Source organism: Pleomorphochaeta caudata (assembly GCF_055395745.1).
In genome coordinates this window covers 2,636,704-2,660,244 of the sequence record NZ_AP042458.1, presented here as the reverse complement: position 1 = coordinate 2,660,244, position 23,541 = coordinate 2,636,704, and the positions used below count along the sequence as shown (strand labels likewise).

The following is a 23,541-nucleotide window of genomic DNA, read 5'->3' as shown; positions in this document are numbered from 1 at the left end:
TTATGACAGAAAAAGTAGGTAAAAAGTTTTCTATTAAAGAAGATTTTTCAATGCTAGCATTGTTAATTATTCCTGTAGGTGTTGCTGTAAATTTTGTAGGAGGACAGTTAGCATCTCTATTAAAGTTACCAATGTATTTAGATACAATTGGAACAATCTTTACAGCTATTTTATGTGGACCATGGGTAGGTGCTGTAACAGGATTATTAACAAATATCTTCACAGGTATTGCAAATCCAGTTAACTTTGCTTTTATCCCAGTTGCAATTATTGCTGGTTTAGTAACAGGTATTTTCGCTCGTCACGATTACTTTAGTGTATGGTGGAAATGGGTTATTGCTATGCTAGTTATGGCTGCAGCATCAATTATTTCAGCAGCTCCAATCGTTGTATTAATGTTTGGTGGCGTTACTGGTGGCGGTACATCAATTATCACAGCTACAGCAATGGCTGCAGGTGCAAACATTTGGGCAGCATTCTTTGGTACAGAAGGTATCTTTACTGTATTAGATAGAATGGTATCTTTCTTAATTAGCTGGTCTGTAATTAAAGTTATTCCAGATCGTAACTTAGTTAAATTTAGTTGCGGTATGTTCTATGTAAAAAATAGAAAAAATAAAAAAGAAGCAGAACTTCAACCTGAAGTAGAAGCATAAATAATTACTTACATAATTAACAAAAGGAGTAGTAGCTAGCTAAGTTTAAGTTGGCATTTAAAATTATGGAAAAAACATATACAGAAAGAATTCAAATTCACAAAAAAAATAAGATTGCAGGCTTAGACCCCTCAACAAAATTTAAAGTTGTAATTTTATTTTCTATTTGTACATTTATTATTAATAGTATTAAATTAACTGATTATAATTTAGCTTTGCTACTTATTCCTTGGTTTATAGTTGTGCCATTAATGTTTTTAATTACTGGAGAATTTAAGAAATGTATGAAATCTATGAAGGCTGTAAATATTGTAGCAATATTTATTATCGTAGTTCAGGCATTTATTATAGCAGGGGGTAGAACTCTTTGGTCCTGGCACTTTATTGCAATTAGAGAAAAGGGCTTACAAACTGCTATATCTTTAGGTTTCTTAGTACTAAATATTGCAGGGATCTTTGTTTGGATGCTGCAAAGTACAAGTACAAAAGAAATTTCAAGAAGTCTTGAAGCTTCAGGTATGAGCTATAAAGTTGCATATATTTTTACATCTTCTTTAGAGATGATAAAAGTATTAGGTAAAAATAGTCATACCATTTTAGATGCTCAAAGAGCACGGGGCGTTGAAACTGAAGGTAATTTAAAAGTAAGAACAAAAGCATTTTTCCCAACTCTAGTACCATTAATTTTAGGTGGAATTATTGGTTCTGAAGAAAGAGTATTAACCTTAGAAGCTAGAGGCTTTTCTATAAAAGGGGAAAGAACTCATTTATTCAATTTAGAAAAATCGGGATATGAAACAGGAACTCTAGTTATTAGCATAATTATTACCTGTTTAGTAGTAGGGGGAAGAATAGCATTATGGCTTATGAAATAGAATGTAATGATGTAACTTATACATATCCACTAGCAGAAAAACCAGCAATTAAAAATTTAAATATTAAGATTGAAAAAGGTAAACTCTATGGTGTTGTTGGAGAAAATGGATCTGGTAAAACAACCCTTTGTTCAATATTAAGAGGCTTTGCTCCTAGTTTTTATAAAGGGGAGATGAGTGGAGAAATTTTATTACAAGGAAAACCCTTAGATTCATATGAGGATCAAATTTCTAGAAAAATTGGATATGTATTCCAAAATCCATTCACTCAAATTAGTGGTATTAAAGATACTGTTTTTGAAGAAGTTGCATACGGTTTAGAAAATTTTGGTGTTGATGTAAAAGAGATTGAAAGAAAAGTAATTGAAATTATGGAGCTCACAGATATTATAGAGCTCGCAGAAAAAAGTCCTTTCGAATTATCTGGAGGACAGATGCAAAGAGTAGCTTTAGCATCTGTTATTGTTCTAGATCCAGAAATTCTAATAATTGATGAACCAACTAGTCAATTGGATCCTCAAAGCACAGAAAGTGTTTTTAAAATTATTAGAAAATTAAAAGAAGAAAGAAAGACAATAATCTTAGTAGAACACAAAGTAGATTTATTAGCAGAATATTCAGATGAGATGATTATCTTGCATGATTCACAAGTTATAAAAATGGGAGATTCAAGGAAAGTATTATCTGATATTGGGTTGAAAAAATATGGCATAAAATTACCTCAAGTAACTTTACTTGGAGAAAAGTTAAGAGAAGCTGGTTTAAATATAGATGAGTTACCAATAACTAAACAACAAGCTTTAGATCTTATTGAAATGCAAAGGAAGGTAATTTAATGAAGGATTTATTATTGAAAGATGTAAGTTTTACTTATCCTGGAGATTTTTTAGCTGTAGATAATATCAACATGTCAATTAAAGGTGGAGATAATGTAGCTATAATTGGTCAAAATGGGGCTGGTAAAACCACAACTGTAAAAATGATGAATGGGTTATTAAAGCCTTCAAAAGGCGATGTAATAATTGGAGATTTGAATACCAAAGATTATACCACAGCACAAATATCAAGATTTGTAGGTTATGTATTTCAAAATCCAGATGATCAAATTTTCCACTCCACAGTTGAAAGTGAAGTTGCCTTTGGTCCTAAAATGATGAAATTAAGTGAAGAAGAAATAAAAGAAAGAGTAGATAAAGCCCTCACTTTAACAGGTTTATTATCTTCTAGAGATGAAAACCCATATAATCTGCCTCTTTCTATTAGAAAATTCGTAACAATTGCTGCAGTTATAGCAATGGATACAGAGATTCTAATTTTTGATGAACCCACTGCAGGACAAGATGAAGATGGTAATGAAAGACTTAGTAAAATATTAAAGTCTTTACATGAAGAAAATAAGACAGTAATTACAATTTCCCATGATATGGAATTTGTAGTAAATAATTTTTCAAATGTTATCGTAATGGCTAAAAAGAAAGTTTTAAAAATTGGAAATCCACAAGATATATTTTGGGATTTTGAAACCTTAGAAAAGGCTAATTTAAAACAGCCAATCGTTAGTGATATTTGTAGAAGTCTAAAAATTGATAATAGTATTGTACATATGGATGATGCTGTAAAGGAAATAATTAAAAAAATAAAGGTATGAAAAATAACATAAAGACATTCTCTTTTTTAGCATTTGCAATGTATTTTTTAACAGGCACTGCTTGTATTTTAATTGGAAGTAGTTTGCCGCAATTAGTAGAGATGTATAATCTTGGACTACAATCTGTTGTATTGTTGGGTTCAGCTTATGCATTAGGTAGAGTTACTACAGTTTATATAACTGGTAGATTAGTAGAAAAAATAGGACCAATAAAAGTATTAGTTATTGGAGTTCTTTTAATTAGTGTTTTTCTAGGTGGAATAACAACAGTAATTAATTTCTATTTTGGTATGTTTGTAGCTTTCTGTGGTGGTATGGGCATGGGTGCTCAAGATGCAGTATGTCCTGTATTATTAAGTCTTGCAGCAAAGAAAAATTACTCAGGAGCACTAAGTGCTGGTCAAGCTTTATTTGGCTTAGGTACTTTTACAACACCATTGATTATTGGTATTTTACTTAATTTTAAAATTAAATTTTATTATGCATATTATATATTATTGATAATTCCAATAATTATGTTAGTAATAATTGCTATTTCAAATTTTAAGATTGAATGGCCAGTAAATGAAAATAATGAAAACAATACACTAGTAAAACCTTTATATGAAAAAAACATGATATTGGCTTATATAATTTTAGCAGTTATATGTGCTTCCTATAGTGCTACTGTTAATTCACTCAATTTATATATTTCAACTTTTGCTCAGAATTTAGGATTATCACAATCAAATTCAGCATTTATGTTAACAATTTATAATATTGGATGTGTAATAGGCTCTTTAGTATTTATTAAAGTTTTAGAACATATAAAGGAAATGAAGGTTTTATTATATAATAATATTTTTGCTTTCATCGCAATAATTTTAGCAATAATGATTAATAAAGTATCATTCTATTTTATTTTATTATTTATTGCAGGATTTTTCTTGGGTGTTTTATTCAGTGTTATTGTCGCAATAGCTACAAGAATTGGTTATAAGAGAATTAGTGTTGCTGGCTCTCTTGTTGGAACAGCTAGTGGGGGTTCTGATATTTTAACCCCAATTATAACAGGCAAATTAGTTTCAATGTTAGGTATCGGTGTTGCTTTTAAGTTCACCTTAGCTACGATTGTTATTTCAGTAATCGGAGTAATAATTTTAAATATTAATACAACTGAAGATAGAATAGGAGTAAGTTATGCAATTGCAGAGTAAAGAAATATTAAATGATGAAGGAAAACAATACCATATTTGTTGTAAAGAAGGGGATGTTGGTAGATATGTTTTATTACCTGGAGATCCCTTTAGAACAGATATTATTGCAAAACATTTAGATAATCCAAAACTAGTTGCACACAATAGAGAACATAAAACCTGGACTGGCGAATTAAATGGGGTTAAAGTTTCAGTTTGTAGTACAGGTATGGGATGTCCTTCCACAGCTATTGCTGTAGAAGAATTAATTCATTGTGGAGCAGATACATTTATTAGAGTTGGTACTTGTGGACGTATATGTCCTGAAAGTTATAATGAATCTTTAGAGGGAGTTATTATTACCGGAGCTATTAGAGATGAAGGGACTACTGTCCATTATGTTCCTATAGAATACCCCGCTATTGCAAATCGTCATGTCGTTGAAGCTTTGTCCAATGTGTGTTTAAGAAAAGGTTATAACTTTGCTGAGGGAATAGCTCAATCTAAAGATTCTTTTTATGGTCAGCATGATCCTGATAGTATGCCAAATAGTGGTGTATTAAAACAAAGATGGGAAGCTTGGGAAAAAAGTGGTGTAATGGCCTCAGAAATGGAAACTTCAGGATTATTTATTGTCTCTTCAATTAGAGGAGTAAGAGCTGGCGCTATAATGGCTTATGGAACTATGAATGATCATACTATAGAGATAGCCTGTGATGCTATAAAAGATTTAATTGAAAAGGATAGGAGTTAATAATCTTATAATGAAGAAAAAGTTAATTATTGATACTGATTGTGGATCTGATGATGCTATGGCAATAGCAATTGCTTTGAAAGATAATGATTTTGATATTAAAGCAATTACTGTAGTTGCCGGGAATGTTGCTGCTGATCAAGCTGCTAAAAATACTTTGACAACTTTAGAGTATGTAAATGAATATTTTCCTCCTGTTTATATGGGCGCTAAAAAGATGCTTATAAGAGATTTAGTATATGCTCATGAAACTCATGGTAATGATGGAATGGGAGATCTTGGCTTTGTCCCTAAAAAATTAAACCTAGCTGATGGAAATGCAATTTTTAAAATGATTGAAATGCTAAAAGCAGGTGAAGATAAAGAATATGATGTTATAGCCTTAGGTCCATTAACAAATATTGCTCTAGCTATAAGACTTGATTATGAAGCTATGAGAAAGATAGATAATTTAGTAATTATGGGATCTGCAGGATTAGGTTGGGGCAATGTTTCCCCAGTTGCAGAATTTAATATTTGGCAGGATGCAGAAGCAGCTAAAATTGTTATTGATTCAGGTTTAGAAAAAATAATTTTAGTTGGTTGGGATGCTTGTTTAGGTACTAGCATGTTAGATCAAGATGAGCTTGATACGTTAAAAATGAGTGGTGAATTAGGGGCTTTCTTAGTTGATAGTAATAGAGTTTTAATTGATATGAACAAAGGAAGATTCGGCTATAATTGTTTAGATATGGCAGATCCTGCAGCTATGGTTGCTGCTTTAAAACCAGAAATTATTAGTGAAATGGATAAATACTATTGTGAAGTTGATACTTCCAATGGTCCAAGCTATGGTGCCGTGTTAGTCGATTTTAATCATTTCTCTGGGAAAAAAGAAAATGTTTATATTTGTAGTAAATTAAAAAGTGAAGAATATAAAAAATATGTTTTAGACATTTTAATGAAATAAATAGGAGCTCTTATGTATAAAGTAAAATTTATGATGGGTCCATCTGATTGTAATGATGAAAACATTCCAAAATATAGTGAAGATTTTATCAAAGAATTATCAGAGCAGTTATCAGAAGAAGTAGTTTATGCTTCAATGGATGAAATAGCTAAGGAAGCTTTGCCTATATATTTTATTGCTTCTGGTGGAGCTGAAAGAGATTTCAGTAAAAACTATAAAAAGACTAAAGGTAAATATATCTTATTAACAACTCCTGCTTATAATTCTTTGGCTTCAGCATTAGAAATATTAGGATTCCTACATGAACAAGGTCTTGAAGGGGAAATTATTCATGGTTCAATGCCGCTAATCGCAAAGCGTTTAAAAGTCTTGAAAAAAGTTTCTGAAGCAAAAAGAAAAATGGTTTCAATGAGACTTGGCTGTTTTGGAAAACCTGATGGATTGTTATCAAGTGAAGTAAATGAGAAAGATTTAAAAAATACCTTTGGTATGGAAATAGTTCATTTAGAATTAGAAGAATTAATCAATGAATATAACATTGGTGGATATGAAGAAAATGAATATACCAAAGATTTAAAAACTAAAGATTTTAATAAAGATGAAATCGAAAAAGCTTTAAATGTATATGGTGCACTTACAAGGTTGATTAAAAAATATAATTTAGCAGCAATTTCTGTTAAATGTTTTGAATTATTGGGTAAAATAAATACCACAGGCTGTTTAGCCTTAGCTATATTAAATGCTCAAGGTATTCCTGCAGCTTGTGAAGGGGATCAAAAAGCTTTAGTTAGCATGACAATAGCTTATTTAATTACAGGAAACCCTGGTTTTATGGCTAATCCTAATTTTATTGATTCTGATACAAAAGAATGTGTTATAGCTCATTGTACATTACCTTTAAACATGCCTGACTCTTATTCTTTAACCACACATTTTGAATCAGGAATTGGTGTAGCTATAACCAGTGATATAAAATCTCAACCATTAACAATATTTAAAAGTGATGGGGGAGAGAAATATTTTGCACATGTTTGTTCTTTAGAAAAAACTATGCATAGAAATGATTTATGCAGATCTCAAATGACTGTTAAAATTGATGATTATACTTTTGACTATTTGATGAATAATCCTATCAGTAACCACCATATTTTTGTTTTAGGTGATTGGGTAGAAGAATTCAATGAATTGTATAAATAATTAAGAGAGAGAGATCTTTGTTCTTTATCTTTTCCTTGATTGGATAAGATAAAGAACTCTTTTTTATATACTCTCATATATTAATTATGATATTAATATAAATTTAATACTATTTTAATATTTCATTATTCCATAATTTATTAATGAATATTTTATATGGCATAATTTCTATATCATTTTCTTTATAATAGTTTTCAGTTGTACAAACAACAATTTTTCTTTTTACATAACTCTCTGTTAATAATTTTAAATTTTTATAATGTCGAGCAGTTATATTATTTGATGATTTTATTTCAACCGCAATTTCTTCATTTATTAGACAATCAATTTCAAATCCGGTATTTGTTTTAATATAATTTATTTTTGTTCTTGGTTTGTTATAATCAAGATATTTTTTAATTTCTAAAATAATAAATTGTTCAAAATATTCACCAAAATCTGTATCTAAAGATGATGTAACTTTTTTACCAGTTTTAAGAGTTCTGGCAACACCTGTATCAAAGAAATAGAATTTTTTTCTAGTAATAGATTTTCGAGTTTCTAATTTTTTAAAGGGCTCTAAGAAAAAGCCTAATAATGTATCTTCTAATACTTGAAACCACTGCATTACAGCTTGATTATTTGTTTGTGCATCATTTGCAATTTTAGAATAATTTATTTCTTGTGAGTTTGATAATGCAGCAACTTTTAAAAATCTTGAGAAATCTAATAATTTCCTAGTTAAGCCTTCAGCTTTTATTTCTTGAATAAGATATAAAGAAGTATAAGAAGTTAAGTCTTCTTCAGGTTCGTCTGAAAAATATATACTGGGTATTAATCCATTATTTAGAATTAAATTTAAATCAAAATGTTCTTCATTTTTTAATAATTCATAATAAGATAGGGCATTAAAGTTTCGCCAACGAGCTCGACCTCCAAGAAGGTTACATGAATTTCGCTTTAATTTCCTTGCACTTGATCCTGTTAAAAGGAATTTAATATTCCTTTCATCTATCATTAATTGTACTTCATTAAGGAGAATTGGCAATTCTTGAATTTCATCAATAACTATAAGACAATTTTTATAATCATAAGCCTCTACAGTTTTTCTAATTAGTCCTGGATCATTTGATAGATTTAAAAAAATAATTTGATTTTTTATGATACTACCATAAATTTTATAGTTTTTTTTATGATATTATAATAAATTTTATAGTTTTTTTGTTTTTTATAATAGAAATAGTAAAAAAATAATGCAACAAAATGATTATTTCATTGCATTACAATTTTAACATTTTAATTTACAAAAATATATTATATTAAATCAGCTAATTGTTTACCCATTTTTAAAATATCTAAACCTTTAGTAAATTGTAGACAAGTTCCACTTGGGAATCTTGTTTTTTGAACCCATTTATCAGGTATTGAAGTAAGACCATATTTGGCACCTAAAATTGAACCTGCAACAGCTCCAATAGTATCCGCATCACGAGCATAGTTACCAGCAAGGATTACACCTTTTTTGAAAGATGAATGTTCTAGTTTTAAGCATGCAAATGCTGCAGGGATTGCTTCAGCTGTTGTTGCCCAAGTTGATGTTACAAGTTCATCATGAAGAGGCATCCAAGCATCCAAGATATCTTTTCCTTCAACAATTTCCATAGCTCTATTCATCGAATAATATAACCAACTGTCTTTTGGAATTATTGAAATAGATTTTTCAAATATTTCATCCCAAGGTGCATCTACCATAGCAAGAGATACTGCAAGTGCTACAACTTGAGCACCCCAAACACCATCTCTATAATGACTAACTTCAGCATCAATTTTAGCTAATTCTAAAGCTTTATCCTCATTTCCTGCACAGACAATTCCAACAGGTGGAATTCTCATAGCAGTTCCATCACTCATGTGGAAAGTATTAAATTTTCCGCTCTCTGGAGGTCTAATACCTCTTTTTAAATTTTCAGCAGCTCTAATTTCACTTTTACCACCTCTTTTAAATTCATCTTGAACTACAACATCTTCAAGCCATGCATTAACAACATCTTCGCTAGTAAAATTGCCTTTAGTATTAATTAAGGTTTTAGCTGTTAGAAGAGCAAATTCTGTATCATCAGTACTCCAAGCTGCTCCTGAATTAAAGTCAGTTGTTATTCCATAATTTTCTCTATTTGATTGCATTCTTGCTGCATCTCCAAAACTATCACCTATAGCTAATCCGGATAATGCTCCACAAGCTCTGTTCTCTCTAAGTTCTTTGTTTTCTCTTAGTGCTTTAACATCTAACATACGTTCTCCTATATTTCTTCAACTGATAGAGTATTAAACGCTGTTCTACCTCTATCATACATAGCAAGTCCAACCATTCCATATTTGTAGGAATTGTCTTTATAATTAAGTTCTATATTATTGTCAATTTTTAAGGTTAAAAGATCCTCTTCAACTTTAAATTCAACATGATATTCTTTGTTTTTTTCTATTTTAAATTCTTGTTTAGTTAGTATTTCTAATTTACCATTTACTGTTTTACCAATTATTACAGAGTCTTTATAAAAACCACCGTAATAACCTCTTTGAGCACCTTGTACTCTAAGAGCTAATAAGCCACAATTCTCACTTTCAATTTTTAAAATGTTCTTTACAATTACATCTTTAGTAAAATAGTTACCAGTAACAGCTTCAGCATGTTCAAGTGCCATAACACTTAAATTATCATCTTCGATATCCCAAGCTCCGTGGTTAATTGAAAATGGTGTAATTGTTCTAAATTCTGGCTTTTGCTTATCCATTTTTATAGTATATTTTGCTTTACCAGTAATGCTAAAATCATCTAAATATAAGAAACCATAATCATAAGCTCTAATTCTTGAATTTGATTCTAAGCTAATTCCAACTTCATCACATACGCATCCATTTAAATCAGGAATAGTAAATTTAATTTCAGTCCAGGTTTTTTCATTTAAAGTTATACTATTTTGATAAACTAATTCTTTAGTACTACTATTTCTTACATAAGGGGTTACTATAAAATCTGAAGCTCCAGAGAATTTATCACTGTAGATATACATTTTTACAGTCTGCCCACTATAAGCTTTAGGGGAGAAAGAAGGGGAGTATCTTTCATCATCAAAATCTTCTCTTCTATAGAAGGTCTTATAATAAATTCTACTTTTTTCTCCTCTCTTCATTCTGTCATAAATAATTCTTAAACTACCTTTACCACTGTGTGCATATTCACTTGAATGACTTATTTGAGTTTGATTAGTATTTGAAACTCTAAAGCCATGGGTTGAACCAGGTAATTCGAAATCAAAATTAATATCTCCATCTTTATAATTACATAATGAAGGCACTTCTTCATTATTTAATTTGTAAGCCCACGATACTAATTCTTTAATATAGGTTGGGATATCAATAATATTTAGATAACCGCTGATACCACTAAGTGCAATAAAATCATTAATAGGTTTTCTATAACATTCTTTAATTTTATCAAGGCCGTTACTAACTCCTAGAATTGATCCAACGTTTCCTGCATTGCAGTCAGTATCCCAACCAGCCATTGTTGCTATTTCAATTGCTTGATTTATATCGGATCCATAAAGCATAGACATGATACAAACTCCGGCGTTTGGAATTATATGGCAAACTCCCTTGTATTTATCATATCCCCAATTATCTTGGAGATATTTTAAACACTCTCTCCAATTATCTTTATGGTCTTTATGAAATTTAATTACTGCATTTACAACATCTCTATAAACACAGGTTTGTGGAATATTTTCTAAGCCCGAATTTATTATTTCATCTATATTATCACTCTCATAGGCTTTAGCTATACAAGCGGCAATAAATGCAGCCCCATAAATTCCCTCTCCATCGTGAGAAACACTTGCTGCAGTGGTTGCATATTCTGCTGCTTTTTTAGGGTTCCCTGGCCAGACAAATCCCCAAGTATCAATAAAGATTTGACCACCAATTTGTTCCGCTCTTATTTTTCCATTAGTTTCAATGCTACCACTTTCTGGTGGGTTAATACCATTTTTTAAGTTTAAATAAGCTGTGTGTTCTGTGGAAACGCCATAACCTCCCCACCAAAACATGCCAATTTCTTCTCTTGAATAGTTTAACCAAGCTTGGGCAACATCTAAAGCATTAAGCTTTTCTTTATAATTTCCATCATTTAGAGCTCTTAAAAAATATACTGGACCATTAGCATCATCATCTGCAGCAAAGTTTTTAAAATCCTTTACATAGTTGGTGATATTTCCATAAGCTCTTTCAATTCTATCAGAAGACCAAACTGTTGGTTCTACAGGTGCACCTAATCTTATACCAATGTTCATAACTAAAAAGCCTGCATAGGTTTTATCGATTAGCTGATCTAAATTAAATTTCATATAACCTCTCATAAGATTCCCATCCATCTTAAAAAATAGATGGGAAAATTATTTACTAATTATTATTCTCTTTTAGTTTAATACTGTTGCTAAATATTCACTAATTTTAGTTCCACCAGCATTATTCCATTTTTCTACAAATTCATCGAAGCTATCAATGCTCTTTTCTCCACGGATAATTGCTGTTGAATATTCAGTATATAATTTATCCATAGCATCTTTTAATGGTAGTAATTCATCAGGAAGAATTACGTTTGTATCAGGAGCATAGTATTCTTTCATCATGTTTAATGAAGTAACTCCAGCATCACTCATAACTTGACCATTAATATTAGATGTATCTAAGCCATTTAAGGTATCCCAGAAACGAGCCCACCATTGTGGGAATGCATCTGTTAATTCAATAGTTCCATCAGCTTTAGTTACATGATGAGTCCCTTCAATACCAAGTTTATCAATAACTCTTCCATCTGCTCCTGCCATATAATCCATTACAGCAAATGCAGCATCTTTAACTTTAGAATCAACATTGATACCAAATCCACGACTTTCTTTTGTAATATCAACACTAATGTAAGCTTGATCTACACCTTTAGCAGGTGGTAATACTACTAATTTAGCTTGATCTCCGTTTGTTTGTACCATTTTGTTATTATAGATATTTATAACAGCTCCTGCAGTACCACAAATTAGACCAGAATCTCCTTCGTAGAAAGCTTTTTCTTTTGTATCCCATTGTTTTGTAATGTAGTTATTATCGAATAAGCCATCTTTATATAATTTAGCATAGTAAGCTAATTTATTCTTTTCAGCATCAGTTGCTTGAGAATAAACCCATGTGCCATTTTCTTTTGTGATTGTTGAATCAACACCAAAAGCATGGTTGAATACTGAGTTTAATTTTAAGATTGTACCATCAGTTGTTAATGGCCATTGGCATAATCCTTTATCCTTCATTTCTTTTAAGAAATTGTAGTAATTATCTGGAGTTGGATCTGCTAATAAAGCTTTTGAAGAGGATAGTTGATTAAACCAATCTTCTCTTACAACAGGAACACTTACTCTAGGTGGTGCTAACCATAAAAGATATGGGTAGTTAGCCATTCTATCTGTGTTATGTTGGTCCATGATTTTCTTAACATTTTCTGATGAAGCAATATAAGGGGTTAAATCTTCTAATAAACCTTCTTGTGCAATTGGTAAATCTCCACCTTGGAAATAAATTAAATCAGGGCTAATTTGTCCAGTTCTATAAGCAATAGGTACAACTGTTGCATAAGAGCCTGAAGGTGCATTAAGAATTTCTAATTTAATGTATTTGCCTTCTTTTGCTAAGCCTTCTTCAATAGCTTTAACCATTTCAGGGTTTCCTGGATCTTCAGGATTTACATCCTTACAAAGATAAGTAACTGTAACAGGATTATCAACTGTGCCGTAAACATTGTCACTATTAGTTGATTCTGCTTCTTTTGAACCACTAGCAAAAGCAAAATTCATTGTAATTGCTAATACCATAAGAGCAATAATTATTCGTTTTTTCATAAAACTTCCTCCATTTTGTGTTTTATTCTTTTATAGATCCAGCTAGTGCATCTTTTGTGTAAAATTTTAATACTACTGGATAAATTACTAATATAGGGATGATTGCAACCACAATGGTTGCAGCCTTAAGCGCTGTATAATCAACACGAGCTAAGTCGTTATAATTAAATACATTTTGTTGACCGATTAGTGAAACAGTATCTCCAAGTACAACAAATTGTCTTAAAATTACTTGTAGTACGGTATCTTTTTGATTAAGGATATAGATACTAGCTTTAAAATATTCATTCCATCTTAAGACTGAATAGAACATTGTAATTGTTGCTATTCCTGCAGAAGATAATGGGACTATTATTTTAGTTAGCATGTTTATATGATTTAAACCATCAAGCTTTCCAGCTTCAATGATATCTTTAGGGACGCCTTCAAAATATCTCATCATAATTACCAAATAATAAACATTAACACTAGTAATTAAGATTACTGACCATCTAGATCCCATTAAGCCTAAGGATTGAACTACTAAATATTCAGGAACTAAACCTGGATCAAATAACATCATAAATATTAAGAAAACCATGATTGGTTTTTTTAGTGTTAGATTTTCTCTAGTTAGTGCATAAGCAGCTAGGCTAGTTAAACAGATATTAATTGTAGTTCCAATAACAGTAATAAAGATTGAGTTAAATATTGATTTTAATAAAACTGGATGATTAAAAACAATTCTATAGTTTATAGTATCAAAATCTTTAGGTAATACTCTCATTCCACTCATAGAAATTGAAGCTTCAGGAGAAGAGAGGGATATTGCCAAAATATTTAATAAAGGAATTATCATAGTTAAAGCAACTAATACTAATAAAAGAGTTAATAAAATCTGTGATGGTGAAAACATTTTCTTTAATTTCATTCTACCAAACTCCTTTACCTGTTAAACGTTTTGAAGTGAAGTGTGTCCCTAATACTAAGAAAACACCTACAACTCCCTTGATTAAACTTACAGCTGTTGCTAAGGAATATTGACCTGATTGAATACCTATTCTATAGATGTATGTATCTAAAATATCGATTGATGAGAGTACTGCATCGTTAGAGAAATTAAGTACTTGGTCAAAACCAGCATTCAAGAAGAATCCTAAGTTTAAGATAAACATAGTTACCATTGGTATTACTAAAGCGGGGTATATAATATTTTTAACCATTTGCCATCTAGAAGCGCCATCAATTTCAGCTGCTTCATAAAGAGATGGGTTAATTGCAATAATTGCTGTAAAATATATAATTGAATCCCAACCTAGAGATCTCCAAGCTTCACAAAATAGTAAAATCCATTTTATCCAAGCTCTACTTGTCATAAAATCAATTGATTTTTCAGCTCCAAAAGCATGTAATATTTCATTAACTCCACCATCAACTGATAGCATAGAAATCCAAACGCCAGTTATTACAATCCAGGATAAGAAGTGGGGCAGGTAAGAGATTACTTGAACAAATTTTCTTGAGCCAGTCCATTTTAATTCATTTAATAAAATTGCAAAAATTGGAAAAGCTGGAAATAGTAAAATATATTTCATGAAACTGATTATTAAAGTATTCTTTAATATTTGGAAAAAATCAGGAGATGAAAATATCATTTTAAAATATTTTAAACCAACAAAGGTCCAAGGAGATCTTGAATTATATTTAAAGAAAGCAAGCCTCATATTAAATATAGGAAGAACTCTAAATAATATGAAATAAATAATTGTAGGTAAAATCATAAGGTAGAGAACTTTTTCGCTTTTTAGTTTGCGAATTAATTTTTTATTTCTCTCTTTTTTTTCAAGTTTTGTCATATTATTCCTTTATGGGATTAAAATATCTAATAATGGAGCATGTTGTTGAGCTCCATATACGTCTCTATCAAAGCAAGTACCACTAGAAATTTTTCTATTCATGGTTACCTTTATACCCATTGCTCTATCGAAGAAAATTATATCTGTAATATCTTTTTCTTCTTGATTGTACAATTTAGCTATATTTTCTTTTGTAAAAATATTAGTGTTTTTCACTCTTTCATAGTTTTTGATATCATCAAATAAAACATCGATTGTTATTTGAAATGGACCACTATTTTTACTTCTTAAAACTTTTGCTAAATCTTTTAAACAAACACTCATTTTTTAGTACTCCTTATTTCTATTGGAAAAAGTTCACTTGGATTATCCACTTTCATAAGGTGATAAACTGAAAATTGATATACGGCCCCAAATTCAACATCACTTGGTGCAAAAGGGAAGGCTAAGTTTCCAGCAGTTGATTTTCTTCCTTCATATCCATAATGCATGAAAGTAGATCTAAGAGAAGCACAGATTGCTGAAGCTAATTCTTGGGATTCTGCTACAACTTCAAACATAACTCCAAGTTCATGAGGTATTGATTGATTTGTTTCTAAATCTCCCATAACGCCATTTTTGCCATAGTTATAAAATTCAATTTTATATTTATCTTCATCAATTTCGCTATATTGAGTTACAACACTTTCTTTTACTAAGTCTTCAACTTCTTCAATTCTATCTATTAAAATAGGATCTCTAACCCCAGCAATAACAAAAGTTCTATAAGCTACTTTTCTAGCACCTTCCATTTTTATCATATATGGATCAGTAGCTTGTAATTGGCTTTTTTTAACTCTTACAGTGTTGTCATCAATTTTAATAAATTCACACTGACTTAAATCTTGAATAATACCAGGACCATGTAATAAATATGGGTGGTCTTTTTCATAGAAAGTATGAGCAGCTACACTAGTTGGGGAACATTTTCTATTTTCATTAGGACTAAAGATGTCAAAATAGTCTTTATGCAATTCTCCCATCATACAATCTTTAGTAGTTCCAGGGTCACAGCAGAGAGCACCACATTCTAAAATCTTACCCAAATGATAAGAAAGAGCTGCATCGTAGCCTTTATAAATTCCAAAAGCAGCAAAAATTGCTGGATCATAAGCTCTACCACAAATAATGATTTGAGCTTTAGTCTTTAATGCTTTAATAATTGGTTCCACACCCATTTGAGCAACTACTGAGTTAGTTTGATTTAAAGTATCAATATCTAAAGGCTTAACATTACTATTTAAAGGTTCAACATTATTTAACTCAATATTTTTTTTAATTAATTCTTTATCAATATCTGCCCAAATAACAGCTTGTTTCATATGATAAAGATTATTTTCTTTTACAATTTCATCTAAGATATCTAAAGTCCAATTAACATGAGATATTGCACCACTACCTCCACTAGAACCAACTATTACAGGAATATTTAATTTATTAGCTCCAAGGATTAATCTTTTTAAATCTTTTTTACACGCAGTTTTACTAACTATGGCTACATTAGCCCCTAGTTTATGAGGTCCCGCATCTGTGGATCCAGCATCAACAATAATGGCATCTGGTTTCATATCTAATCCCTTTTCGAAGGATTCTGTTGGAAAGCCATAACCTAGGATTCCACAAGGGGAGAGTATTTTTAGTGAGTCAGTCATATTTCTCCTAATATTATTTAGTTATATTTTCTACAGTGTCTCTAATTTCTAGATTTACTGGTAGTTTATAGTTCCTATTTGTTTCATTGCCTTCAATTACATTAATAATAACTTCAGCAGCTTTTTCACCGATTTTTCTCTTCGGTTTTGCAATGGTAGTTAGGCGAGGGTAGATAATTGAAGAAATTGGAATATCATCAACCCCTATAATTGAAAGATCTTTGGGTATATCTATATTTAGTTTTCTGCATTCATTAATTAGACCAATAGCTATTAAATCGTTACCTGCAAGAATCGCAGTAGGTGGATTTTCCATGGTAGAAATTATTTGTGCTAATTCATTACCACCTTCCATACTGTAATCCACTGAAAAATAGTAATCTTCATTAAAATCTATGTTATGTCTTTCTAAGAAATCATGATAAATAGTAAGGCGGTTTTCTAAGTTGTGTCCTTGAACTGTATCAGTATGAGAAGCTACAATTCCAATTTTCTTATGACCATTTTTATATAAATATTCTAGAGCTTCATTAATACCTTCAAGAGTATTTGATCCAACTCTTGCATATGGAGAATGAAGGTAAGCATTACCTAAAAGCACTATAGGTAAATCAATATTCTTAAGCTGATTAATTGAAGAGGATGAAGTATTAATTAAAATACCATCAACACCTTTAGTTAGTGCTAATTCTAAGTATTTAGAATATTTATGTTCTTCCCAATCTGTATTAACTAAGATAAGGCTATAGCCTTTCTTTTCTAAATAATCTTGAGCACCACGAGCAACTTCTGCCCAGAAGTTGTTAGTAATATCGGGAATAATTAAAATAATTGTTTTCGTTTTATTTGTTCTAAGAGAGGATGCAAGTGAATTTTTAACATAACCAAGTTCTTTAGCTGCTTTTTCAACTTTAGCTTTTGTTTTATCGCTTACACCATAGGAGTTTCCAGATAAAACTCTACTTACAGTGCTTTTTGATACATTAGCTAATTTTGCTACATCCAAAATAGAATACATAAAAAACTCCAATTGATTTAGTTTTTTGGGAACGTTCCCAAAAATTATTATAGCACAATTTCCTATTTTTGCAAGAAAAAATATTTCAAATAATTTTACATAATAGGAGAAATAAATTTCTTAAGATAAAAAAGTAAGTTAAATTCTAGGTAACTTTAATAGGTTATCTGCTGAATAATTTGTAGGACTTGATTTAACAAATTTTTCACCATTTTTGCTTACTAGAGGTATTAGAATAGGGTATGGAGCTACATTAACTGCAATTGATTTGGGATATTTAGTTATATAATCATAAACATAATCTTTAGGATATTTTTTAAAACCAGTACCATCTAAATCAATCAATAAATTTTTAATATCCTGACAATCTAAACTATAATCACAACCTTCATTCATTTCAATTTTGACAACATAATTCATATTTCATCTCCCAAAAACTTTGTAAAAAACGGTATTAAAACTTAAAAAGAGAAATAATACACATTTTTATTCGATAATAAATAAGCACCAACTATTATTATCTTAAATTTGAGTAATTAATTTATCAGCAATAGATAAAAGATAATATTAATTATCAAGATTAAGAGACAATAGCAAGCTAACTTGTATAAATAAATTAGCTTACTATGTATTATATTCCTTTGAAGATAATTTGTAAAGATTTTTAATGTAACGTAAATTGTTATAACGTCTTAATTTAGTTTAGTAAAATAAACAAACCTGCTACCATAATATATTAAATTATAGTAGCAGAATTGTAATGTTTTTATTTAAAATAATTTTATTTATTGTTTTAATTTATGGAATTAATTGAGATATTATTGAATTATAATTTATTAATTCTGTAATTAAATCAGTCTGATGGGAAAGTAATTCTCTTTTAATGTATTTAGGGTAGAACTTTTTTGTACAAATTACTAAAGATGTCAATAACAAATTTAGCTGTATTTATTTCTCAAAAAAAAATAACATTAAAGAGCAATTAACAAAATGAATAGTAAGTAATACTTATTCACTAATATATTTTATATAATTTACAATAGGAATATCTAATTTAATCTTTACCTCTGTTTTTAATGAATATTGCAACTAATTACACATCAAAAATAATTCTTGTAAGAATTAATATGTCTTTCAATTAATTTTTTTATTTGGGTTGAAAATTTTTAATATAAAAAATTTGACAAATAATAATTCATGCCATATACTCTAGAAAAACACATTTAAACGTTTACGTAAACGTTTAAATAGAAAAAAAGGAATATTATGGCCAATATAAAAGATGTTGCGAAAAGAGCTGGAGTATCAATTGCGACTGTTTCACATGTTATAAATAAAACTAGATTCGTATCTGATGAAACTCAAAAAAAAGTAGAAGATGCAATGAAGGAATTAAGTTATCAAAGAAATATTATGGGAGTAAATTTACGACAGCAAAATTCTAGAACTATTGGATTGGTCGTACCCTTTATTCCTGAGTATGAAGATTCAAATCAATTTTATTTATGGGTAATGCTTGGTGCAGAAAAAGTTTTAACTAAATATAATTATTCATTGATTATGAGCAATAGTGAAGAAAAGATTGAAGGTGAGAAGGCTGCAATAAACAGATTGAAACAACATCAAGTTGAAGGAATAATTTTAGCTGCTCCAGATGTACACAAACAACATAAAGTTAAACAATTAAATAATATACCATTTGTTTTTATAGATAGAGAACCACAAGGCTTAAGTGAATCATATGATATTGTTATGTCTGATTCAAAAAAAGCTGTTTATGATGCAATAACTGAACAAATTAAAAGAGGAAAAAAACATTTTGGTATTATTAATAGCGGATCTAAGAATTTATATAATGTTCAATTACGTTATCAAGGTTTTTTACAAGCTTTAAAGGATAATAATATTGAATTTGATCCAACTTATGCAGTTGATGAAATACCAAAAGAAGATTTAGGTTATTCACTTGCTAAAAAATTATTTGAAACTCATCCTAATATTGATTCCTTGTTAATAACTATGAATGATATGGGTTTTGGAACCTTAAAATATTTGAAAGATTCAGGAAGAAAAATTCCTGAAGATCTTAATATTACTTTGTTTGATGATACTTTGTGGAATAGGGCTTCTTCCCCTTCAATTACCACAATAGCTCAAAATCCTTTCAAAATTGGTCAAATTGCAGCAGAAGCTATGATAAATCGATTAGAAAATCCAAATTATAAACCGAAAAAACAATTAATAAATACAAAATTAAATATTAGAGAATCTTGGGATTAAAGTATTTTCTAGAAAATAATTAAATCCTTTTAATACAATAGGAGGGAAAAATGAAAAAATCATTTATTCTTTTAACATTAATTTTGATATTGGGTATGACTAATATCTTTGCAAACGGATCTTCAGAGCAAGCTGAAGATGGACAAATAGTATTTGGTTTTACTTGTATGGACCAAACAAATCCTTTTCAAGTAACTATGAAAAACTCAATAGAATCAGCTGTTGAAGCTAATGGTGATAAACTTATTGCTATTGATGGTATGAATGACCAAATTAAACAAAATAACGCTATTGACGATATGATTACAAGAGGTATTAGTGTTTTGTTTCTTAATCCAGTTGATAAAGATGGTGTAAAACCTGCTTTAGAAGCTTGTAAAGAAGCTGGAGTAAAAGTAATTGCTGTAGATGCTAATGTTACTGATACAGATTTAACAGAAAGTTTTATTTCATCTAACAATGTTCAAGCTGGAAGACTTTGTGGTGAAGCAATGAAAGAAGCTTTCCCTAATGGTGCAAGAGTAGCACTAATTGATAATCCTTTAGCAGAATCAGTAGTAAGTAGAATGACAGGCTTACAACAAGCTCTTGAAGGCTCAAATATTGAAATAACAGGATTAGCTCACTATTCAAGTATGAATACTGTACTTTCAACTTTCGAAGATTTCTTACAAGCTGACTCCGATTTAGATGCATTTTGGGGATTAAATGATGAATTCGGTTTAATTGCAGAAGGTGTTGTTCAAAGTGCCGGTAGAACTGGAGATATAAAAGTATTTAGTGTAGATGGTTCTCCATCAGCTAAGATTTCTATTAAAGAAGGTGGCTTATATGCTACAGCTGCACAATCCCCAGCAGGGATAGGTCAGAAAGCAGTTGAAGTTGCTTATTCATTATTAAATGGACAATCTGTTGAGAAAAATTATTCAATTGAAACTATCTTAGTAGACCAAAACAATATTGATCAATTTGATACTTCAGTATGGTTATAAGTGGGGTAAGTGTAGTGAATGACCCTTGTTTATTGAAAATGAAAAACATCCATAAGAAATTCCCAGGAGTTTATGCATTGAATGACGTAAGTTTTGAATTAAAAGCTGGTGAAGTTCATGCTCTTTTAGGAGAAAATGGAGCGGGAAAATCAACACTAATAAAGATTCTTGGTGGAATCTATACTATGAACAGCGGATCAATTGAGGTTAATGACATTCCCAAAAAAATTGATTCAGTTGCTGATGCCAGAAATTCTGGCATCAGTATAATCCACCAAGAACTTGTATTAGTACCACATTTAAATGTGTTTGAAAATATTTTTCTTGGACGTGAAATCCGAAAGAAAAATCATTGTCTTGATTGTCGCATAATGAGAGAAAGTTGTCAAAGAATTTTAGATACTTTAGGTATAAAATTTTCACCTGATGACATAGTTGGCGAGTTAAATATAGCTCAACAACAAATGGTTGAAATAGCTAAAGCTATATCCTTTAATTCAAAAATTATAGTAATGGATGAGCCAACTTCTTCTTTATCTGATAAAGATGTTGATAGTCTTTTTAGATGTATCCAATCTTTAAAAACTCAAGGTATTGGCATAATTTATATTTCACATAGAATGAAAGAATTACAACAGATAGCAGATAGAGTTACGGTTATGAGAGATGGTAAATATATTGCTACTAAAATTGTAAAAGAAACAACTAATGATGAATTGATTTCATTAATGGTAGGTCGTTCCTTAGGTAATTATTATGTGAGAAATCATAAAACTGTAGGTGAAGATATAGTTCTAGAGGTTAAAAATTTAACTTCGGATAAAGTCTCTGATATTAATTTTAAATTAAAAAAGAGTGAAATTCTAGGTTTTGGTGGGCTTGTTGGTTGTGGGCGAACTGAAACAATGAGAGCAATTTTTGGTATAGATAAAATTCAATCAGGCCAAATAATATTGGAAAATAAAAGTTTTAATGTAAAACATGATTCTTCTCAAATGATTGAGGCTGGTGTAGCATTTGTCCCAGAAAATAGACGAGATGAAGGGTTATATCCTATTAAATCAGTTGAGTTTAATATGACTTTAAAAGTTTTAAAACAATTTATTAAAGGTATTTCTTTTGACCCTGAAAAAGAGAATGAAATATTTGAAAAATATAAAAATGATTTATCAATTAAGGTTCCATCAAGTACAACTCCTATTAATTCTTTATCAGGAGGAAACCAACAAAAAGTAATTATTGCTTCTTGGTTAGCGTCTAATCCAAAAGTGCTTATTTTAGATGAACCAACTAGAGGAATTGATGTAGGGGCAAAAAGTGAAATATATCAGATAATGAATAAACTAACTGAAAAAGGTGTTTCTATTATTATGATAAGTTCTGAGTTGCCAGAACTAATAAATATGAGTGATCGTGTTGCAGTAATGTGTGACGGTAAAATTACAGCTATGCTTGAAGCAGATAATATTACACAAGAAAATATTATGAAGCATGCTGTTAGATATTAAATTAAAGGTAGAGAATAATGAATTTTAATAAAATTTTTAAAAGTTTTTTTAGCAGTGTAAAAACTTTTATAAAGAATAATAGCGGTATCTTAATTGCTCTTTTTATAATGTGTGTAATTATTAGTATTGCGAATCCAATCTTTTTAACTCAAAGAAACTTAATGAATGTTCTTAGACAGATTTCAACTAATTTCTTTTTAGCTACTGGTATGACATTAGTTATGATTTCAGGTGGTATTGATTTAACGGTTGGGTCTGTTATAGCCGTAGTAGGTGTTGTTAGTGGTTATTTATCACAAACTGGTATGCCATTATTTTTTGTATTACTTTTATCCTTAGCATTAGGCGTTGCTTTTGGTGCAATAAATGGTGGTATTATATCTAGAACAGCTTTAGCTCCTTTTATTGTTACTTTAGCAATGATGAGTGTTTTAAGAGGTGCTGCATATATTATTACTGGTGGTACCACTGTTCGTATTGATAATCAATCTTTTATTAATTTTGGTATTGGTTATTTTTTAGGAATTCCTTTCCCTGTATTATATATGATAATTATAATGATTGTTACATATATTATTTTGAATAGAACAGCTTTAGGAAGACATATTTATGCTGTTGGAGGTAATTCAACTGCAGCAGTATTTTCCGGAATAAAAATGGCTAGAGTAAAAATGTTCGTATATCTTTTCTCAGGATTTATGGCTGCTCTTTCTGGTATTACATTAGCTGCAAGATCATATAGTGGTAATCCAATTTTTGGTAATGGCGCTGAAATGGATGCTATTGCTGCTTGTGCACTTGGTGGAGTTAGTTTAGCTGGTGGAGTAGGTTCTGTTGGGGGTATGGTAATTGGAACTTTAATTATTGGTGTATTAAATAATGGATTAAACTTAATGGGAGTTGATAGCTTCTGGCAAACCTCATTAAAAGGATTAATTATTTTAGCTGCAGTATATGTAGATTATATTAGAGAAGCTAAAAAAACATCAAATTAGAAAATAATAAAATTAATAATATTAAACCTAAAAGAAATTTTTAA

The 23,541-nt window shown here is 30.0% G+C and carries 22 protein-coding genes; 12 read left to right on the top strand and 10 right to left on the bottom strand.

Going from position 1 to position 23,541, the window contains the following annotated elements:
• Positions 1-2: 2 nt before the first annotated feature.
• The 8 genes from ACZ5RS_RS12225 (at position 3) to ACZ5RS_RS12190 (ending at position 7,254) form a co-directional block, all read left to right on the top strand.
• Positions 3-656: an ECF transporter S component gene (locus ACZ5RS_RS12225; RefSeq protein ID WP_464635842.1), complete on the top strand. Its 654-nt coding sequence runs from the start codon at positions 3-5 to the stop codon at positions 654-656.
• A 65-nt stretch (positions 657-721) separates the two neighbouring features.
• Entirely contained in the window at positions 722-1,531 is an 810-nt protein-coding gene (locus tag ACZ5RS_RS12220; RefSeq protein ID WP_464635840.1) for an energy-coupling factor transporter transmembrane component T family protein, read from the top strand.
• Complete coding sequence (locus ACZ5RS_RS12215; RefSeq protein ID WP_464635838.1) at positions 1,516-2,367, top strand: energy-coupling factor ABC transporter ATP-binding protein; 852 nt, start codon at positions 1,516-1,518, stop codon at positions 2,365-2,367. Before ACZ5RS_RS12220 ends, ACZ5RS_RS12215 begins: the two co-directional genes overlap by 16 nt.
• Positions 2,367-3,179: an energy-coupling factor ABC transporter ATP-binding protein gene (locus tag ACZ5RS_RS12210; RefSeq protein ID WP_464635836.1), complete on the top strand. Its 813-nt coding sequence runs from the start codon at positions 2,367-2,369 to the stop codon at positions 3,177-3,179. Before ACZ5RS_RS12215 ends, ACZ5RS_RS12210 begins: the two co-directional genes overlap by 1 nt.
• The gene (locus tag ACZ5RS_RS12205) at positions 3,176-4,375 is read left to right on the top strand and encodes an MFS transporter (RefSeq protein ID WP_464635834.1); all 1,200 of its coding nucleotides are present in this window, start codon (positions 3,176-3,178) and stop codon (positions 4,373-4,375) included. Before ACZ5RS_RS12210 ends, ACZ5RS_RS12205 begins: the two co-directional genes overlap by 4 nt.
• A complete protein-coding gene (locus tag ACZ5RS_RS12200) occupies positions 4,359-5,108 on the top strand; it encodes a nucleoside phosphorylase (protein WP_464635832.1) in 750 nt (249 codons plus the stop codon). Before ACZ5RS_RS12205 ends, ACZ5RS_RS12200 begins: the two co-directional genes overlap by 17 nt.
• A 10-nt stretch (positions 5,109-5,118) precedes the next feature.
• Complete coding sequence (locus ACZ5RS_RS12195) at positions 5,119-6,057, top strand: nucleoside hydrolase (protein WP_464635830.1); 939 nt, start codon at positions 5,119-5,121, stop codon at positions 6,055-6,057.
• Between the two features lie 12 nt (positions 6,058-6,069).
• Positions 6,070-7,254 carry a hypothetical protein gene (locus ACZ5RS_RS12190; protein WP_464635828.1) on the top strand — a complete coding sequence of 395 codons (1,185 nt, stop codon included), beginning with the start codon at positions 6,070-6,072 and terminating at the stop codon, positions 7,252-7,254.
• A 109-nt stretch (positions 7,255-7,363) separates the two neighbouring features.
• On the opposite strand, the gene ACZ5RS_RS12185 is transcribed toward ACZ5RS_RS12190, so the two are convergent.
• The 10 genes from ACZ5RS_RS12185 to ACZ5RS_RS12140 all read right to left on the bottom strand — a co-directional run bounded on the left by ACZ5RS_RS12185 (position 7,364) and on the right by ACZ5RS_RS12140 (position 18,142).
• Positions 7,364-8,380 carry an ATP-binding protein gene (locus ACZ5RS_RS12185; protein ID WP_464638957.1) on the bottom strand — a complete coding sequence of 339 codons (1,017 nt, stop codon included), beginning with the start codon at positions 8,378-8,380 and terminating at the stop codon, positions 7,364-7,366.
• 167 nt (positions 8,381-8,547) lie between these two features.
• Complete coding sequence (locus ACZ5RS_RS12180) at positions 8,548-9,525, bottom strand: ADP-ribosylglycohydrolase family protein (RefSeq protein WP_464635826.1); 978 nt, start codon at positions 9,523-9,525, stop codon at positions 8,548-8,550.
• Positions 9,526-9,533: 8 nt separating this feature from the next.
• Positions 9,534-11,636, bottom strand: coding sequence for an ADP-ribosylglycohydrolase family protein (locus tag ACZ5RS_RS12175; RefSeq protein ID WP_464635824.1), 2,103 nt, complete (start codon positions 11,634-11,636; stop codon positions 9,534-9,536).
• 72 nt (positions 11,637-11,708) lie between these two features.
• Complete coding sequence (locus tag ACZ5RS_RS12170) at positions 11,709-13,178, bottom strand: extracellular solute-binding protein (RefSeq protein ID WP_464635822.1); 1,470 nt, start codon at positions 13,176-13,178, stop codon at positions 11,709-11,711.
• A gap of 22 nt (positions 13,179-13,200) precedes the next feature.
• A complete protein-coding gene (locus tag ACZ5RS_RS12165) occupies positions 13,201-14,088 on the bottom strand; it encodes a carbohydrate ABC transporter permease (protein WP_464635820.1) in 888 nt (295 codons plus the stop codon).
• Between the two features lies 1 nt (position 14,089).
• Positions 14,090-15,013 carry an ABC transporter permease gene (locus ACZ5RS_RS12160; protein WP_464635818.1) on the bottom strand — a complete coding sequence of 308 codons (924 nt, stop codon included), beginning with the start codon at positions 15,011-15,013 and terminating at the stop codon, positions 14,090-14,092.
• 9 nt (positions 15,014-15,022) lie between these two features.
• Positions 15,023-15,337, bottom strand: coding sequence for a DUF4387 domain-containing protein (locus ACZ5RS_RS12155; protein WP_464635816.1), 315 nt, complete (start codon positions 15,335-15,337; stop codon positions 15,023-15,025).
• Positions 15,334-16,704, bottom strand: a complete 1,371-nt coding sequence (locus ACZ5RS_RS12150; protein ID WP_464635814.1) for an acyclic terpene utilization AtuA family protein — start codon at positions 16,702-16,704, stop codon at positions 15,334-15,336. The genes ACZ5RS_RS12155 and ACZ5RS_RS12150 overlap by 4 nt, the downstream gene beginning before the upstream one ends.
• A 13-nt stretch (positions 16,705-16,717) precedes the next feature.
• Entirely contained in the window at positions 16,718-17,722 is a 1,005-nt protein-coding gene (locus ACZ5RS_RS12145; protein ID WP_464635812.1) for a LacI family DNA-binding transcriptional regulator, read from the bottom strand.
• A 138-nt stretch (positions 17,723-17,860) separates the two neighbouring features.
• Positions 17,861-18,142, bottom strand: a complete 282-nt coding sequence (locus ACZ5RS_RS12140; protein WP_464635810.1) for a hypothetical protein — start codon at positions 18,140-18,142, stop codon at positions 17,861-17,863.
• Between the two features lie 846 nt (positions 18,143-18,988).
• Between ACZ5RS_RS12140 and ACZ5RS_RS12135 the strand changes: the two genes are divergently transcribed.
• From ACZ5RS_RS12135 to ACZ5RS_RS12120, 4 genes are read left to right on the top strand one after another with little or no spacing between them, the layout of a single operon-like run.
• Positions 18,989-20,002: a LacI family DNA-binding transcriptional regulator gene (locus ACZ5RS_RS12135; RefSeq protein ID WP_464635808.1), complete on the top strand. Its 1,014-nt coding sequence runs from the start codon at positions 18,989-18,991 to the stop codon at positions 20,000-20,002.
• 50 nt (positions 20,003-20,052) lie between these two features.
• Entirely contained in the window at positions 20,053-20,994 is a 942-nt protein-coding gene (locus tag ACZ5RS_RS12130) for a substrate-binding domain-containing protein (protein WP_464635806.1), read from the top strand.
• Positions 20,985-22,502 (top strand): sugar ABC transporter ATP-binding protein, encoded by a 1,518-nt coding sequence (locus ACZ5RS_RS12125; RefSeq protein ID WP_464635804.1) that lies wholly within the window; start codon positions 20,985-20,987, stop codon positions 22,500-22,502. Before ACZ5RS_RS12130 ends, ACZ5RS_RS12125 begins: the two co-directional genes overlap by 10 nt.
• A gap of 17 nt (positions 22,503-22,519) precedes the next feature.
• A complete protein-coding gene (locus tag ACZ5RS_RS12120) occupies positions 22,520-23,497 on the top strand; it encodes an ABC transporter permease (protein ID WP_464635802.1) in 978 nt (325 codons plus the stop codon).
• Positions 23,498-23,541 lie beyond the last annotated feature (44 nt).

Coding starts and splice junctions, on each gene's coding strand:
- ACZ5RS_RS12180 (WP_464635826.1), bottom strand. CDS start 9,525: ATGTTAGATGTTAAAGCACTAAGAGAAAACAAAGAACTTAGAGAGAAC.
- ACZ5RS_RS12205 (WP_464635834.1), top strand. CDS start 3,176: ATGAAAAATAACATAAAGACATTCTCTTTTTTAGCATTTGCAATGTAT.
- ACZ5RS_RS12135 (WP_464635808.1), top strand. CDS start 18,989: ATGGCCAATATAAAAGATGTTGCGAAAAGAGCTGGAGTATCAATTGCG.
- ACZ5RS_RS12165 (WP_464635820.1), bottom strand. CDS start 14,088: ATGAAATTAAAGAAAATGTTTTCACCATCACAGATTTTATTAACTCTT.
- ACZ5RS_RS12210 (WP_464635836.1), top strand. CDS start 2,367: ATGAAGGATTTATTATTGAAAGATGTAAGTTTTACTTATCCTGGAGAT.
- ACZ5RS_RS12120 (WP_464635802.1), top strand. CDS start 22,520: ATGAATTTTAATAAAATTTTTAAAAGTTTTTTTAGCAGTGTAAAAACT.
- ACZ5RS_RS12155 (WP_464635816.1), bottom strand. CDS start 15,337: ATGAGTGTTTGTTTAAAAGATTTAGCAAAAGTTTTAAGAAGTAAAAAT.
- ACZ5RS_RS12200 (WP_464635832.1), top strand. CDS start 4,359: ATGCAATTGCAGAGTAAAGAAATATTAAATGATGAAGGAAAACAATAC.
- ACZ5RS_RS12145 (WP_464635812.1), bottom strand. CDS start 17,722: ATGTATTCTATTTTGGATGTAGCAAAATTAGCTAATGTATCAAAAAGC.
- ACZ5RS_RS12130 (WP_464635806.1), top strand. CDS start 20,053: ATGAAAAAATCATTTATTCTTTTAACATTAATTTTGATATTGGGTATG.
- ACZ5RS_RS12160 (WP_464635818.1), bottom strand. CDS start 15,013: ATGACAAAACTTGAAAAAAAAGAGAGAAATAAAAAATTAATTCGCAAA.
- ACZ5RS_RS12225 (WP_464635842.1), top strand. CDS start 3: ATGACAGAAAAAGTAGGTAAAAAGTTTTCTATTAAAGAAGATTTTTCA.
- ACZ5RS_RS12215 (WP_464635838.1), top strand. CDS start 1,516: ATGGCTTATGAAATAGAATGTAATGATGTAACTTATACATATCCACTA.
- ACZ5RS_RS12175 (WP_464635824.1), bottom strand. CDS start 11,636: ATGAAATTTAATTTAGATCAGCTAATCGATAAAACCTATGCAGGCTTT.
- ACZ5RS_RS12170 (WP_464635822.1), bottom strand. CDS start 13,178: ATGAAAAAACGAATAATTATTGCTCTTATGGTATTAGCAATTACAATG.
- ACZ5RS_RS12140 (WP_464635810.1), bottom strand. CDS start 18,142: ATGAATTATGTTGTCAAAATTGAAATGAATGAAGGTTGTGATTATAGT.
- ACZ5RS_RS12190 (WP_464635828.1), top strand. CDS start 6,070: ATGTATAAAGTAAAATTTATGATGGGTCCATCTGATTGTAATGATGAA.
- ACZ5RS_RS12195 (WP_464635830.1), top strand. CDS start 5,119: ATGAAGAAAAAGTTAATTATTGATACTGATTGTGGATCTGATGATGCT.
- ACZ5RS_RS12150 (WP_464635814.1), bottom strand. CDS start 16,704: ATGACTGACTCACTAAAAATACTCTCCCCTTGTGGAATCCTAGGTTAT.
- ACZ5RS_RS12220 (WP_464635840.1), top strand. CDS start 722: ATGGAAAAAACATATACAGAAAGAATTCAAATTCACAAAAAAAATAAG.
- ACZ5RS_RS12125 (WP_464635804.1), top strand. CDS start 20,985: ATGGTTATAAGTGGGGTAAGTGTAGTGAATGACCCTTGTTTATTGAAA.